Origin of the sequence: Promicromonospora soli (genome assembly GCF_014653785.1) — a bacterium.
Classification (GTDB): Bacteria; Actinomycetota; Actinomycetes; order Actinomycetales; family Cellulomonadaceae; genus Promicromonospora; species Promicromonospora soli.
The window spans coordinates 100,649-115,490 of sequence record NZ_BNAS01000007.1 but is presented as its reverse complement, the minus strand read 5'-3'; the positions used below and the strand labels follow the sequence as shown (position 1 = coordinate 115,490).

The window sequence follows — 14,842 nt, the reverse complement described above, 5'->3', positions numbered from 1 at the left end:
CAACAGCATGAAGATCGACCCCGACAGCCGGAGCGCGCAGGGACTGACGACGTTCCTGCACTTCGTACTGCTCAACGTGCTGTACATCGTTGCCTGCCTGCCGGTCGTGACCGCCGGGGCAGCGACCGCCGCGCTCTACGAGGTTGCGCTGCGGTACGCCGACGAGGAGCGCGGCTACCTGATCACGGGGTTCCTCATCGCCCTGCGGCGAAACCTCTGGCGTGGCACGGCCGTCGGGCTGCTGCTTGGCCTGCCGGCCGCGATGGCGGGCTTCGCCGCGGCCTTCTGGCTGGCGACGGGCAGCGCCGTCGGGACTGCCGTCGGCACCGTCGCGGTGCTGCTCACCGCCTACCTGGCGGCCGCGCTGCTGTGCGGCCTGGCGCTGGTCGCGCGGTACGCCGACCCGCTGGGCCGGATCGTGCGCAACGCCCTGCTGCTGCCGCTCGGCGAGCCGCTGCGCACGTTCGCCCTGCTGCTGCGGCCGGTCGCGACGGTGAGCCTGTTGTACGTGTACCCGCCGGCCGTGGTGCTCGTGGTGACAATCGGGTTCTCGGTGGGGGCATACGTGGACGCGCTAGTGCTGCACAGCGTCTTCCGGCGGCGCAGCGGTGATCCCACCGCGCTCGACCCGGTCAGCCCGTTCTCCGGCGAGTAGACGGCACGCACAAGGCCCAGGCGATCGATCGCCTGGGCCTTGCGCGTGCCGTCTACCGCCCCGGGATCAGGCGGTTCCGCTTCCGGCTCAGCCGAACTCGTTGGCGACCGCGACGCGGGCGTCGTTCTGCGCCTTGGCGTTGGCCATGTCGACCTCGAGGACCTTCTCGTAGCCCAGGCCGTTCACCGTCTCCTGGAGCTCCGCGAGCAGGGAGTCGAACTCGGTGTCGTCCTTGGCGAACGCCATCTTCCAGGAGTACTCGACGATGCTGGCCTTGACCTGGTTGCGCAGTGTCTCGATCTCCGAGTCGTCTGTCGGGGCGGTGAAGCCCGACCCCGGCGCCACGATGAGCTGGTCGTTCTCCTGCAGATACTGCATGGTGGTCGTCGCGCCGCCCATCTGCGCGCTCCAGTCCTCCGTCAGCGGGTTGGCGACGGTCTCCTGGTAGCTGGGCCAGTACTTGTAGTTGTACGGGAGGCCCGTGTTCGGGTCCACCTCGGCGGGCAGCACCGCCGACACGTTGAGCGCCGAGCCGCCGTCCTTGTACTTTCCGCCGCCCCACTCGGCCGGAACGTCCGCGTCGCCCTCCAGGATGGCCTTCCGGCCGAACTCGGTGAGCTCCGGCCCGTCAGGCCCGTCCTCCCAGGTCAGCCCCTCAGGACCGGCGGCGCCCATGGTGTCGGAGGAGGTGACCTGGACACCCTCCGGCGAGTAGAGCCAGTCGATGAACGCCGCGATGCGAGCCGGGTCCTCGGCCTTCGAGCCGATGCCGTAGACCAGCCCGCCGCCGTACGCCTCGGCGCCGTACGTGAAGATCTTCTGGTCCTCCATCGGCACGAGCTCGAAGCCCTTGCCGTCGGCCATGTTCTTCTCGGTGTTGTACGCCGACTGGCCCAGCCACGGCCACCAGGACAGCAGGACCTGGCCGGCCTGGTACTTGGCGAACATCGTGTCGTAGTTCTGCGTGGTCGACTCCGGGTCGACGAGGCCCATCTGGTTCGCCTTGTTGTAGAACTTCAGCGCGCGCACGTACTCCGAGTCGGCGTCGATGATGCTCTGGTAGTCCGAGCCGTCGGCCTTGGCGAGCACGAAGCCCATCTCGTCGTAGCCGTAGAGGGTCGTCGGCTGCTTGCCCATCACCATCATGTTGCCATCCCAGTCCTTGAACAGGGAGATGGCGTAGGTGGGCTTGCCGTTGTCGGCCTTCGGGTGGGCGTCCTGCATCTCCTTGAGCACCGGCAGGAGGTCCTCGAGGGTGCCGATCTCGGGGTAGCCGGCCTCGGCGTAGTAGTCCCACCGCAGGAACGGGCCGAATGTCGGGTCGATGCTCTCGCCCGGCTCGGTCGGCTTGATCGTGGAGACCGTGGTCGGGAAGGCGTAGACGCCGTCCTTGCCCTCGTTCAGCTTCTGGACCGCCGGGTCGTACGCGGACGCGTTCTTCATGGACTCGTAGTAGGGGGACGCGTCGAGCAGCAGGCCGCCCTCGACCAGCTCGTCGGCCTGCTTGCCCTTGCCCACGATGACGAGATCGCCGAGCTCGCCGCCCGCAACGCGGGTGTTGTAGAGCGTGTCACCGCCGCCCGCGACGTTCGGGGCGAGGATGTTCAGCTCCATGTTGAACTTGTCCTTGACGATCTTGCCGAACCAGCCGCTCTGGATGCCCTGGTAGTTGGCTGGAACGTCGAAGACGTCGATAGTGATGGGCTCGGCCTTGGACCAGTCCTGGTCGAGCGACACCGCCTCGGCGTCCTCCGGCGTCCCCGACCCCGTGCAGGCCGCGAGGGACAGGATCCCCAGCAGCGGAGCCACCATCATCGCTATGGCCTTGTGTGATCTCATGACACTCCCTTGTGTTAACACGGAATGGACGGCGCTCAGCCGAACTCGTTGGCGACCGCTTCGCGGGCCTCGTTCTGGGCCTTGGCGTTGGCCAGGTCGACCTCGAGGACCTTCTCGTAGCCCAGGCCGTTCGCCGTCTCCTGCATCTCGGCGAGCAGGGCTTCGAACTCGGCCTCGTCCTTGGCGAAGGCCATCTTCCAGGAGTGCTCCACGATCGTGGCCTTGACCTGGTTGCGCATCGTCTCGATCTCGGAGCTGTCCGTCGGGGTGGTGAAGCTCGCGCCCGGTGCGACCAGCAGCTGGTCGTTGGACTGCAGGTACTCCATGGTCGTGGTGGCGCCGCCCATGTGCTCGGACCAGTCCTCGGTGAGCGGGTTGGCCGCTGTCTCCTGGTAGCTCGGCCAGAACTTGTAGTTGTACGGGTAGCCCGTTCGCGGGTCCTCGTCGTTCTGCAGGACTCCGCTGACGTTGAGCGCCGAGCCGCCGTCCCTGTACGCGCCGCCGCCCCACTCGGCCGGCACCTCCTCGTCGCCGCCCTCCAGGATGGCCTTCCGGCCGAAGTCGGTGAGCTCCGGCCCGTCAGGCCCGTCCTCCCAGGTCAGCCCCTTGGGACCGGCACCCGCGTTATCGGAGGAGTTGGACTCGACGCCCTCCGGCGAGTAGAGCCAGTCGATGAACGCCGCAATGCGAGCCGGGTCCTCGGCCTTCGAGCCGATACCGAAGATCAGCCCGCCGCCGTACACGTCGGCGCCGCGGGAGAGGACCGTCTGGTCCTGCATCGGGGCGATCTGGAAGCCCTTGCCCTTGGCCATGTTCTGCTCGGTGTTGTACGCCGACTGGCCCAGCCACGGCCACCAGGACAGCAGGACCTGGCCGGCCTGGTACTTGGCGAACATCGTGTCGTAGTTCTGCGTCGTCGACTCCGGGTCGACGAGGCCCATCTGGTTCGCCTCGTAGTAGAACTTCAGTGCGCGCACGTACTGCGACTCGGGGTCGAGGACGCCGTGGTAGTCGGACCCGTCCGCCTTGGCCTCGGCGAAGGCGACGTGCTCGTACCCGTAGAGGGCCGGCGGCTGCCCCGCCATGGTCATCACGTTGCCGTCCCAGTCCTTGAACAGCGACATGGCGTACGTCGGCTTGCCGTTGTCGGCCTTCGGGTGCGCGTCCTGCATCTCCTTGAGCACCGGCAGGAGGTCCTCGAGGGTGCCGATCTCGGGGTAGCCGGCCTCGGCGTAGTAGTCCCAGCGCAGGTACGGGCCGAACGTCGGGTCGACGCCCTCGGACGGCTCGGTCGGCTTGAGCGAGGAGACCACGGTCGGGAAGGTGTAGACGCCGTCCTTGCCCTCGTTGAGGTACTGGACCGCCGTGTCGTACGCGGACACGTTCTTCATGGACTCGTAGTAGGGCGACGCGTCGAGCAGCAGGCCGCCCTCGACCAGCTCGTCGGCCTGCTTGCCCTTGCCGACGATGACGAGGTCGCCGAGCTCGCCGCCCGCGACGCGGGTGTTGTAGAGCGTGTCGCCGCCACCGGCCACGGCCGGGGCGAGGATGTTCAGCTCCATGTTGAACTTGTCCTTCACGACCTTGGCGAACCAGCCGCCCTGGATGCCCTGGTAGTTGGCCGGGCCGTCGAAGACGTCGATCGTGAGGGGCTCGGCCTTCGACCAGTCCTGGTCGATCGACACCGCCTCGGCGTCCTCCGGCGTCCCCGACCCCGTGCAGGCCGCGAGGGACAGTATCCCCAGCAGCGGAGCCACCATCATCGCGATGGCCTTGTGTGATCTCATGACACTCCTTTGTGTGGTCATGGGACGCGGTCAGCCCTTGACCGCGCCGAGCATGATGCCCTTGACGAAGTACCGCTGGAACAGCGGGTAGACGAAGATGATCGGCAGCACGACGATCACGGCGACCGTCATGCGGATCGACGTGGGCGTCTGGGTCGTGGCGGCAGAGACGATCGCGCCGAGGTTGCCCTGCGCGTTCTGTGCCGCCTGAGCCAGGCTGTTGGCCTGGTTGAGATAGGTGTAGAGCGTGTACTGCAGCGGGTAGAGCCGCTGGTCCGTGACGTACAGCAGCGTGTCCTGGAACGAGTTCCACTGGGCCACCGCGGAGAAGATCGCCACCGTCGCGAGGATCGGCGTCATGTTCGGGAGCATGATCCGGAAGAAGATCGTCACGATCCCGGCACCGTCGAGCTCGGCGGCCTCCTGCAGCGACTGCGGCAGCGACTCCACGTACGTCTTGACGAGGATGATGTTGAAGGGCTGCACGATCGCCGGGAGGATGTAGACCCAGAAGTTGTTGGTCAGCCCGAGCGTATGGATCGTGACGTACACCGGGATGAGGCCGGCGTTGAAGTACATCGTGAAGATGACCAGCCGGTACCAGAGGGAGCGATTCTGCAGGCGCTCCTGCGTGAACATGAAGCCGAGGAACGCCGACGCGAGGACGGTGGCTCCGGTGCCGATCACGGTGCGCGCGATCGAGACCAGCAACGAGCTCGTCAGTCCCGGCAAGCCGAGGATCTGTTCGTAGTTCGACAGGTGGAGGCCGACCGGCAACAGGCGCACGTCGCCGAGCGCGCTGATGTCGTTCGCGCTGACCGAGTTGATGATCAGGTAGTAGAACGGGTAGCCGCAGACCAGTGCGAAGAGCAAGAAGCCGGCGTAGTTGATGATGGCGAACGGGATGTCCCCGCGGGCGTGGCGCCAGTGGGGCCCGGTGTCCATGGTGGTCACGACGTCGGTCCTTTCCTAGATGATCGACGTCCCGCGGGCGCGCTTCGCGATCGCGTTGGCGGCGATCAGGAGCGCGAGCGAGATCAGGCTCTTGAGCATGCTGAGGGCCGTCGCCATCGACAGGCTGTTCCCCGTCATGCCGATGTTGTAGACGTACAGGTCGAGCACCTGGATGTGCTCCCTGTTGAAGGCGTTCTGGAAGACGAAGTACTGCTCCATGCCGTTGTTGAGGATGCTGGCGATGGAGAGGATCAGTAGCACCACGTAGGTAGGCATGAGCTGCGGGAACGTGATGTAGCGCATGAGCTGGAACCGGTTGGCGCCGTCGATCCGCGCCGACTCGTACAGCGACTGGTCGATCCCCGCGATGGCGGCGAGGTACATGATCGCGCCCCAGCCCAGGCCCTTCCACAGGCTCCAGGCGAGCATGGTCAGCCAGACGTGCTGGTCGGTGTCGAGGAACTTCATGGGGACCGTGATCAGGCCCCAGTCGTGCAGCGTGGTGTTGACCAGGCCCGACGTCGAGAACAGCGAGAACGCGATCATGTACACGAGCACCCACGAGATGAAGTTCGGGAGTGTCGTGAGCGTCTGCACCGTGTTCCGGAACCAGGTGGAACGGACCTCGTTGAGCAGCATCGCGAAGAAGACCGGCAGCAGCGATGTCGCGATGCCGAGGAAGCTCATGGCGAGGGTGTTCGCCAGGACCTGACCGATCTGCTGGAGCTGCGTCTCGGACGAGACCAGGATCTCGAACCACTGCAGCCCGACGAACTCGCTGCCGCCCAGGCCGAGTGCCGGCTTGTAGTCGTAGAGAGCGGTGACCCAGCCGAGCAGCGGCAGGTACGAGAACACGAAGACGAGCACGAGGAACGGCAGGACGACGAGGAACATCGACCCCGAGGTCTTGCCTTGGGTCGGTGCTCGACGGCGTCTGTCGCGACCACCCCCCTTGCCTGTGCCCGCCGGTCCGGCGCCTGGCGGGGTGCTCGCGCCGAGCACCTCCTGGGGCACTCCCTGGGTGAGGCTCACCTGTCACTCCCTTGTGATTGGCCACGTCAACGTGGCGCGAACGACGCATCGGAGGAGTCCGTCCGTCGAAGCGCTTCGACATTAATATCAGAGGTACGCCTTGCCATGCAATGACCAAAAGTTCACGGTTCGGCAACGGACGCCCGGGGCATCCGTTGCCGCCCGGCCGCGAAGAGGTGGTGCTCGGGCGTTACGTGAGGCCAGGACGGCGGCGGGTGTGAACCGGCCCTCAGTCCAGCGCGCCGGCCGGCCCGTACGCCGAGCTCTCCCGCTCGGTGAGCACTGGGGAGAGCAGCCTCGTCTCGGACGGGTGGTCGCCCTCGAGGCGCGCCATGACCATGTCGACGGCTACCTTGCCGATGTCCTCGGCGGGCAGGTCGATGCTGGTCATCGGGATCCGCTGGGAGAGCGCGACGTCCGTGGGGCACACGGCTATGACAGACATGTCGGCGCCGACCACGATGCCGCGCTCGGCCAGCCGGGACAGCACGTGGGGGAGCGCGGCCTCGTTGTGCACGATGATCCCCGTGGTGTCCGGCGCTGTGGCCAGCAGCGTGTCGACGGCGGCCGAGGCACCCGACGGCGAGGAGTCGCACGCCTCCACCCTGGCCGTCAGGCCGGAGCTCGTGGCCTGGCTGCGCAGCCCGCGCATCAGCCGCTCGGCGTAAGACGTGTGCCGCTGCAGCACCTCGGGCGGGGAGCCGATGAGCGCGACGTCGGTGTGGCCCGTCCGAGCGAGGTGTCGCACGGCGAGCCGGCCTGCAGCCTCGAAGTCGAGGTCGACGCAGCTGAGCCCCTCCGGATCCTGCGGTAGGCCGATCAGCACGGTGGGCTGCTTGGCGGCCGCCACCAGGGGCACGCGCGGGTCGTCCGCCTCGATGTCCATCATGACCAGCGCGTCCACCATGGAGCCGCCGGTCACGCGGTCGAGGCCGCTCACGTCGTCCTGGGTCAGGAGCAGGACGTCATGGTCGAAGTCCCGCGCACGCGTGACCACGCCCGCCACGAACTGCATGATGACCGGCACGTTCACGCCCACACGCAGAGGCGCCATGAGCGCTATGACGTTGGTGCGGGCAGAGGCGAGGGCCCGCGCCCCGGCGTGCGGCCGGTATCCGAGCTTGTCGATCGCCCGCTCGACGCGTGCCCGTGTGGGCGCTGAGATGGGCCGCTTGCCCGACAGCACGTAGGACACTGTCGAGGTCGAGACCCCCGCTGCCTTGGCGACGTCGTCGATCGTGGCCACAATGTTCCTCTCGGTCTGGTATCGCACAGTGTGCTCGCATAGTTGTGCTCGCGTGAGTATGCCTGCGTGAGCGTGCCAGGCGCCGTGGCAGATGGAGCGCGTCGCGTGCGGACACCCTCAGTGTGCCGCATGGTAGGCAAGCGCTTCGATGAAACCTTTGACAAATTGCCCTTTGTCGCTCGCTGGACATAAGCACATGCCCCGGACTAGCGTATTGAATCGCTTCGACGATCCAGATTTCGACGAGCCAGACGCAGGCGTCTGGGACGGGCCAGGAGGGTAATGATGCCGACGACCGACGGACTTCGTGCGCTCGTGGCCGAGAGCGGGATCTGCTGCTCAACCATTCCGGCGAGCCGGCACGCGTCAGCGCGCCGGGCACTGAGCCCTGAGCCTGGCACTGCGAATCAAGGAGAGATGCGATGAGGCACCAGCGGACGATGACGGTCGTAGCGGCCGCGATGGCCGGCGCCCTGGCCCTGGCCGGCTGCACCGGCCAGACCGGCGGCGGCGGTGGGGACACCGACGACAGCACGCTGACGATCTGGCACTACGAGAACGATGACTCTGCGATGGGCCAGGCGTGGGCCGAGGCCATCAAGATCTTCGAGGAGGAGAACCCGGACGTCACCGTCGAGCTCGAGAAGCAGACGTTCGAACAGATCCAGAAGAACGCAAAGATCGTGCTGACGGGCGACGACGTGCCCGACGTCATGGAGTTCAACAAGGGCAACGCGACAGCGGGCCAGCTCGCGGCGCAGGGCCTGCTGACCCCGCTGACCGACGCCGCCACCGAACGGGGCTGGGACGAGAAGCTGACCGGCTCGCTGGCGACCACGGCGACCTACGACGAGCAGGGTCTCATGGGCTCCGGCGAGTGGTACGGGGTACCGAACTACGGCGAGTTCGTCGGGGTCTATTACAACAAGGACATGTTCGACGAGCTGGGCCTCGAGCAGCCGACCACCCTTGATGAGCTCGAGGACGTGCTGGCCGCCTTCAAGAAGGAGGGCATCACGCCGCTGGCCGAGGCCGGTGCCGAGTACCCGCTGGGCCAGCTCTGGTACGAGCTCGTGCTCGCCTACGGCGACCGCACCCTGGTGGACGACTACCAGCTCTTCGCGAACGACGTGGACTTCCACAACGACGCGATGACACAGGCCACGGAGAAGCTCGACGAGTGGATCGAGAAGGGCTACATCGCGTCCGACTCGGCGGCGCTCACCGCCGAGGACATGGGCGTCTCGTTCATCGACGGCACCTATCCGATGATGGTCAGCGGCTCCTGGTGGTTCGGCCGCCTCGCTGCCGAGACCGAGGCGGACTGGGGCCAGTTCAACTTCCCGGGCAACGACCTGCACACGGGCTCGTCGGGCAACCTGTGGGTGATTCCGACGAACGCCGACTCCCCGAGCCTGGCCGAGGAGTTCATCGACATCACGCTGCGGCTCGAGGTGCAGAACATCCTGGCCTCCGAAGGCGGCTTGCCCGTGGCGGGCGACGCGTCGGTCATCGAGGACGAGCGTACGCGCGAGCTCACGGAGAACTTCCAGGCGATCCTGGACGCCGACGGCCTAGCGTTCTACCCGGACTGGCCGGTCGCGGGCTACTACGACGTGATCGTCAGCGAGCTGCAGTCACTCGTGAACCGGTCCAAGACGCCGGACGAGGTGCTGGACGGGCTGCAGAGCTCGTACGACGAGGGCAAGGCCGACCTGCTCGATGGCTGACAGCACCCTCACCGCACAGCGCTCGCGGGCGCAGCAGCGCCCGCGAGCTCGCGGGACGCGCCGCCGTCGGGCAGAGTGGGTGGGCTACCTGCCCTACCTGCTGCCCGGCGCGGCCGCGTTCATCGTGGTGATCGGGTACCCGCTGATGACGAACGTGTACTTCAGCCTGTTCAAGTGGCGCGGCGGCATGGCTCCGCTGCGCTGGAACGGGCTGGGCAACTACGTGGACCTGTTGGGCGACGACAAGTTCTGGACGTCGTTCGGCAACTCGCTGGCGATGATCGTCGCGATGGTCCTGGTGCCCACGCTCCTCGGGCTGGTGCTCGCGGCAGTGCTGTTCGACTACCTCGGACGGCGGTTCGGCGCGCAGGTCTCGTCGGTGCTGCGGGCCACCTACTACCTGCCGCAGATCCTGCCCGTCGCCGTGGCGGGCGTGCTCTGGAACTGGATCCTGAACTCCCAGACCGGCGCGCTCAACGAGATCCTGCGCGGGATGGGCGTCGCCGCGCCGCCCAACTGGCTCGGCGACCCCACGACAGCGCTGCCATCGGTGATGCTCGTGCTGATCTGGGTGCAGATGGGCTACCCCGTGGTCATCTTCATGGCGGCGCTGCAGCGTGTCGACCCCGAGCTCTACGAGGCGGCGGAGCTCGACGGAGCCGGCTGGTGGGACCGGTTCCGGGCCATCACCGTGCCCCAGATCCGGCCGGAGACCTTCGTGGTCACGCTCACCTGCACGGTGGCGGCGCTCAAGGTGTTCGGGCCCATCTACGTGCTGACGCGCGGCGGCCCGGAGAGCTCGACCCTGGTGCCGAGCTACTACTCGTACCTGAACTTCTTCGACAAGTCGCAGGTCGGGTACGGATCCGCGATCGCGACGGTGCTCACGCTCGTGATCGTCGTGGTGGCCGTGATCATCCTCGGCCTGCAGAGCCGGTCGGAACGACGTGAGAGGGAGGGGGTCTGACATGGCTGTCGCCACTGAAGTGCGTACGCCCGAGGTGCGCCGCACCGCCGTCGACTCCCGGTATCGCCGTGGCCCGGGCCGCTGGCTCGTGCTGGCCGCAGCGGTCGTCGTGGGCCTCGCGGTCCTCGCGCCGTTCGGGATCATGCTGCTCAACGCGTTCAAGTCGCCGCAGGACTACGCGGCGAACGGGCCGCTGTCGCTGCCCTCCGGCCTCTACCTCGACGGGGTGGTCGCCTTCTGGGAGCGCGTCGACTTCCCGGTGAAGCTCTGGAACTCGGTGTTCATCTCGGCCGTCGTGGCCGTGCTGGGGGCGCTGCTGTCGCTGCTCAACGCGTACGCGATAGGCATCGGTCGGGTGAAGGGGCGGCTGTGGATCGTCGCGCTGTTCCTGCTGGCGAACATGCTGCCGCAGGAGGCCCTGATCTACCCGCTGTTCACGATGGCGCAGTCGGTCGGCCTGTCGAACTCGCAGTGGTCGGTGATCATCATCTTCACCGTCATCCAGTCGGCGTTCGGCACCTATCTGCTGTCCTCGGTGCTGGGCACGTTCCCGCCCGCGCTCCTGGAGGCCGCGCAGCTCGACGGCGCGAGCCGGTGGCGCATCCTCTGGCAGGTCGTGTTCCCGATCGTGCGGCCGACTCTCTCGGTCCTGATGATCTTCTTCTTCATCTGGACCTGGAACGAGTTCTTCATCCCGCTGGTCATGCTGACCAGCAACGACACCCAGACCATCCCCATCGCCCTGGCCTCCCTGCAGGGCGATCGCATGATGGATGCGCCGACCATCAACGCGGGCTCGCTCGTCTCCCTCGTGCCGGCCGTCGTGTTCTTCCTGATCTTCCAGCGCACCCTCACCCGGGGCGTGACCGCCGGGGCGGTCAAATGACCCCGTTCAACGACGCCGAGAGGTTCCAGCCCTATGAGATTCACTGACGGCTACTGGCAGCTGCGACCTGGCGTCGAGATGCTCCGGCCCCGCGACATCGACTCGGTCGAGGCCGGCGACGACACCCTGACCGTGTACGCGCCCACCGCGCCGATCACCCGGCGCGGCGACACCCTGAACCGCCCGGTCGTGACCGTCACGTTCGACGCACCTGCGGACGGCGTGATCGGCGTGCGCATCGAGCACCACCAGGGCCGCCGGGACCCAGGCCCGCACTTCGCCGTGAACCGGGATCCGGGCACGGTCAAGGTCGTCGCGCCCGACAGCCCGGTCGTGGGCCCCGCCGAGCTCACCTCCGGCGCCCTCACGGCCCGCATCGCCACCGACGGCGAGTGGCAGGTCGACTTCCTGGCCGACGGCGAGGTGCTCACCTCGTCGTCGGGCCGGAGCATCGGGATCGCGACCACGCCCGAGGGCGACTTCGTGCACGAGCAGCTCGCGCTCGGCGTCGGCGAGCACGTCTACGGGCTCGGCGAGCGGTTCGGCGCGTTCGTGAAGAACGGCCAGAGCATCGACGTCTGGAACGAGGACGGCGGCACCGCGAGCGAGCAGGCCTACAAGAACGTGCCGTTCTACGTGACCGACCGCGGCTACGGCGTGTTCGTGGCCCACCCGGAGCGGGTCTCGTTCGAGGTCGGCTCCGAGGTGGTCAGCCGCACCCAGTTCTCCGTGCCGGGGCAGTCGCTGCAGTACTACGTGATCCACGGACCCACGCCGGCGGAGATCCTGCGCCGGTACACGGCCCTGACGGGGCGGCCCGCCGTCGTCCCGGCCTGGTCGTACGGGCTGTGGCTCTCCACGTCGTTCACCACGAACTACGACGAGGAGACCGTCAACGGCTTCATCGACGGCATGGCCGCGCGGGACATCCCGCTGTCGGTGTTCCACTTCGACTGCTTCTGGATGCGGCAGTTCCACTGGTGCGACTTCGTGTGGGACCCGGCCACGTTCCCCGACCCCGAGGGCATGCTGGCCCGGCTGCACGACCGCGGCCTGAAGGTCTGCGTGTGGATCAACCCGTACATCGCCCAGCGCTCGCACCTGTTCCGCGAGGGCCAGAAGAAGGGCTACCTGGTCACCACACCGGACGGCGACGTCTGGCAGTGGGACAAGTGGCAGGCCGGCATGGGCCTGGTCGACTTCACCAACCCCGACGCCGCCGCCTGGTACAAGGACAAGCTGCGCGTGCTCCTGCGTCAGGGCGTGGACTGCTTCAAGACCGACTTCGGCGAGCGCATCCCCACCGACGTCGTCTGGCACGACGGGTCCGACCCGCAGCGCATGCACAACTACTACGCCTCGCTGTACAACAAGCTGGTCTTCGAGCTGCTCGAGGAGGAGCGCGGCCGCGGCGACGCGGTCGTGTTCGCGCGGTCCGCGACCGCGGGCACGCAGGCCTACCCGGTGCACTGGGGCGGCGACTGCGAGTCCACCTTCGTGTCCATGGCGGAGTCCCTGCGCGGTGGCCTGTCGCTGTCGCTGTCCGGGTTCGGCTACTGGAGCCACGACATCGGCGGGTTCGAGGGCACGCCCGACCCGGCTGTGTTCAAACGGTGGGCCGCGTTCGGCCTGCTGTCCTCGCACTCGAGGCTGCACGGGTCGAGCTCCTACCGCGTCCCGTGGGCGTTCGACGACGAGGCCGTCGACGTCACCAGGAAGTTCACGAAGCTGAAGCTGCGGCTCATGCCGTACCTCGGGCGGCTCGGCCACGTGGCCGCCGAGGAAGGCATGCCCGTCATGCGCCCCATGGTGCTGCAGTTCCCCGACGACCGGACTGCGGCCGGAGTCGACACGCAGTACATGCTGGGACCGTCGCTGCTGGTCGCGCCGGTCTTTCACGAGTCCCGCGTGGAGTACTACGTCCCCGAGGGGGAGTGGACCCGCCTGCCCGACGTCGGGGCCGGGCAGACGCCGACCGTCACGGGACCGCGCTGGATCGCCGAGGAGCACGGGTTCGACAGCCTGCCGCTGCTCGTCCGGCCCGGCACGGTGCTGCCCGTCGGCGCGCGCGACGACCGGCCCGACTATGCGTGGGCCGAGGGCGTGACGTTACGCTGCACTCGTCTGCCCGAGGGGTTCGACGAAGAGGTCCTGGTACCCGGCGGTACCGGCTCCCCGGCGACGTTCCGTGTGCGGTGCGAGTCCGGCGTCGTGCACGTGACCAGCGATGACGCACCTGGCGAATGGGGCGTCGAGAACGAAGGACGGACCGTTCGGGCCACCGGCCCGGGAGAGGTGGCACTGTGAGTGCGCGGAGTTTTCCCCCGGATTTCCTCTGGGGATCGGCGACGGCGTCGTACCAGATCGAGGGGGGCGCGACCGAGGGCGGGCGCGGCCCGTCCATCTGGGACACGTTCTCGCACACGCCCGGCAAGACGCTGAACGGGGACACGGGCGACGTCGCTGACGACCACTTCCACCGGTGGCAGGAGGACGTCGAGCACATCAGGAACCTGGGTCTTGGCGCATACCGGTTCTCCATCGCGTGGCCGCGTGTGCAGCCGGGCGGGTCGGGGGAGTTCAACGCCGAGGGCATCCGGTTCTACTCGGACCTCGTCGACGGGCTGCTCGCCGCGGGCGTGAAGCCCGTGGTCACGCTCTACCACTGGGACCTGCCGCAGGAACTGGAGGACGCCGGCGGTTGGACGAACCGCGAGACGGCCTACGCCTTCGCGCGGTACGCGCGGCGGATGGCCGAGGAGCTGGGCGACCGCATCGACGTCTGGACCACGCTCAACGAGCCGTGGTGCACGGCGTACCTGGGCTACGCCTCGGGCGTCCACGCGCCGGGCCGTACGGAGCCCCTGGCCGCGCTGCAGGCAGTGCACCACCTCAACCTGGCGCACGGCCTCGCGGTCCAGCAGATCCGCGAGGTGCTGGGCGACGCCGCGAAGACGTCGATCACGCTGAACCTGCACGTCTTCCGGCCGGACGACCCGGCGTCGGAGCTGGACCGCGGCGCGGTCCGCAAGGTCGACGCCCTCGCCAACCGGGCGTTCCTCGGCCCGGTCCTGGAGGGCGCGTATCCCGCGGACCTGCTGGAGAACACCGCGTCGGTCACCGACTGGTCGTTCGTGCAGGAGGGTGACCTGGAGGCCATCGCGCAGCCGCTGGACGTGCTGGGGGTCAACTACTACTCGACGGCGCGGGTGCGGCGCTTCTCCGGGCAGGGGGAGCGGCAGCAGGCCGACGGGCACAAGGACTCCTCGGGCACGCCATGGATCGCGGCGGACGACGTCGAGTTCCTGCCGCAGCCCGGCCCGTACACCGCCATGGGCTGGAACATCGAGCCGGCCGGCCTCACGGACCTGCTGGTCTCGCTGCGCGACTCCTACCCGGACCAGCCGCTCATGGTCACCGAGAACGGTGCCGCGTTCCAGGACGAGGTGGTGACGGAGGACGGCGTCAAGCGGGTGCACGACCCGCTGCGCGTGTCCTACCTGCACGACCACGTCGAGGCCATGGGCCAGGCCCGCGACAAGGGCGTGGACGTGCGCGGGTATTTCGCGTGGTCGCTGCTCGACAACTTCGAGTGGGCCTACGGCTACGACCGGCGGTTCGGCATCATCCACGTCGACTACGAGACGCTTGAGCGCACCTGGAAGGACTCGGCGCACTGGTACCGGCGTCTGGCGACGTCGGGCACGCTGCCGGGCACTGACGAGGTGTCGCCTGCCTGAGCGGGA

Annotated in this window: 11 protein-coding genes; 6 read left to right on the top strand and 5 right to left on the bottom strand. The window is 67.8% G+C overall.

Features of this window, described 5'->3' with window-relative positions; genetic code table 11:
• Positions 1-7: 7 nt before the first annotated feature.
• On the top strand, positions 8-655 hold the full coding sequence (locus IE250_RS20730) for a DUF624 domain-containing protein (RefSeq protein ID WP_189671204.1): 648 nt from the start codon (positions 8-10) through the stop codon (positions 653-655).
• 87 nt (positions 656-742) lie between these two features.
• On the opposite strand, the gene IE250_RS20725 is transcribed toward IE250_RS20730, so the two are convergent.
• The 5 genes from IE250_RS20725 to IE250_RS20705 form a co-directional block, all read right to left on the bottom strand.
• Entirely contained in the window at positions 743-2,494 is a 1,752-nt protein-coding gene (locus IE250_RS20725) for a type 2 periplasmic-binding domain-containing protein (protein WP_189671203.1), read from the bottom strand.
• 35 nt (positions 2,495-2,529) lie between these two features.
• Entirely contained in the window at positions 2,530-4,281 is a 1,752-nt protein-coding gene (locus IE250_RS20720; protein ID WP_189671202.1) for a type 2 periplasmic-binding domain-containing protein, read from the bottom strand.
• 30 nt (positions 4,282-4,311) lie between these two features.
• A complete protein-coding gene (locus IE250_RS20715) occupies positions 4,312-5,226 on the bottom strand; it encodes a carbohydrate ABC transporter permease (RefSeq protein ID WP_189671285.1) in 915 nt (304 codons plus the stop codon).
• 24 nt (positions 5,227-5,250) lie between these two features.
• Positions 5,251-6,267 carry an ABC transporter permease subunit gene (locus IE250_RS20710; RefSeq protein ID WP_229872642.1) on the bottom strand — a complete coding sequence of 339 codons (1,017 nt, stop codon included), beginning with the start codon at positions 6,265-6,267 and terminating at the stop codon, positions 5,251-5,253.
• A gap of 229 nt (positions 6,268-6,496) precedes the next feature.
• Positions 6,497-7,513: a LacI family DNA-binding transcriptional regulator gene (locus tag IE250_RS20705; protein ID WP_189671201.1), complete on the bottom strand. Its 1,017-nt coding sequence runs from the start codon at positions 7,511-7,513 to the stop codon at positions 6,497-6,499.
• 422 nt (positions 7,514-7,935) lie between these two features.
• Here IE250_RS20705 and IE250_RS20700 point away from each other — a divergent pair, with 422 nt between their 5' ends.
• Genes IE250_RS20700 through IE250_RS20680 form a run of 5 tightly spaced genes read left to right on the top strand, consistent with a single transcriptional unit; the run spans position 7,936 to position 14,836 of the window.
• A complete protein-coding gene (locus tag IE250_RS20700; protein WP_189671200.1) occupies positions 7,936-9,243 on the top strand; it encodes an ABC transporter substrate-binding protein in 1,308 nt (435 codons plus the stop codon).
• Positions 9,236-10,210 carry a carbohydrate ABC transporter permease gene (locus tag IE250_RS20695; RefSeq protein WP_229872641.1) on the top strand — a complete coding sequence of 325 codons (975 nt, stop codon included), beginning with the start codon at positions 9,236-9,238 and terminating at the stop codon, positions 10,208-10,210. The genes IE250_RS20700 and IE250_RS20695 overlap by 8 nt, the downstream gene beginning before the upstream one ends.
• Before the next feature lies 1 nt (position 10,211).
• Complete coding sequence (locus IE250_RS20690) at positions 10,212-11,096, top strand: carbohydrate ABC transporter permease (protein ID WP_189671199.1); 885 nt, start codon at positions 10,212-10,214, stop codon at positions 11,094-11,096.
• A 33-nt stretch (positions 11,097-11,129) separates the two neighbouring features.
• On the top strand, positions 11,130-13,403 hold the full coding sequence (gene yicI / locus IE250_RS20685; RefSeq protein WP_189671198.1) for an alpha-xylosidase: 2,274 nt from the start codon (positions 11,130-11,132) through the stop codon (positions 13,401-13,403).
• Positions 13,400-14,836 (top strand): GH1 family beta-glucosidase, encoded by a 1,437-nt coding sequence (locus IE250_RS20680; protein WP_189671197.1) that lies wholly within the window; start codon positions 13,400-13,402, stop codon positions 14,834-14,836. The genes yicI and IE250_RS20680 overlap by 4 nt, the downstream gene beginning before the upstream one ends.
• The last annotated feature ends 6 nt before the right edge of the window (positions 14,837-14,842 follow it).

Coding starts and splice junctions, on each gene's coding strand:
- IE250_RS20730 (WP_189671204.1), top strand. CDS start 8: ATGAAGATCGACCCCGACAGCCGGAGCGCGCAGGGACTGACGACGTTC.
- IE250_RS20695 (WP_229872641.1), top strand. CDS start 9,236: ATGGCTGACAGCACCCTCACCGCACAGCGCTCGCGGGCGCAGCAGCGC.
- IE250_RS20700 (WP_189671200.1), top strand. CDS start 7,936: ATGAGGCACCAGCGGACGATGACGGTCGTAGCGGCCGCGATGGCCGGC.
- IE250_RS20725 (WP_189671203.1), bottom strand. CDS start 2,494: ATGAGATCACACAAGGCCATAGCGATGATGGTGGCTCCGCTGCTGGGG.
- IE250_RS20720 (WP_189671202.1), bottom strand. CDS start 4,281: ATGAGATCACACAAGGCCATCGCGATGATGGTGGCTCCGCTGCTGGGG.
- IE250_RS20690 (WP_189671199.1), top strand. CDS start 10,212: ATGGCTGTCGCCACTGAAGTGCGTACGCCCGAGGTGCGCCGCACCGCC.
- yicI (WP_189671198.1), top strand. CDS start 11,130: ATGAGATTCACTGACGGCTACTGGCAGCTGCGACCTGGCGTCGAGATG.
- IE250_RS20715 (WP_189671285.1), bottom strand. CDS start 5,226: ATGGACACCGGGCCCCACTGGCGCCACGCCCGCGGGGACATCCCGTTC.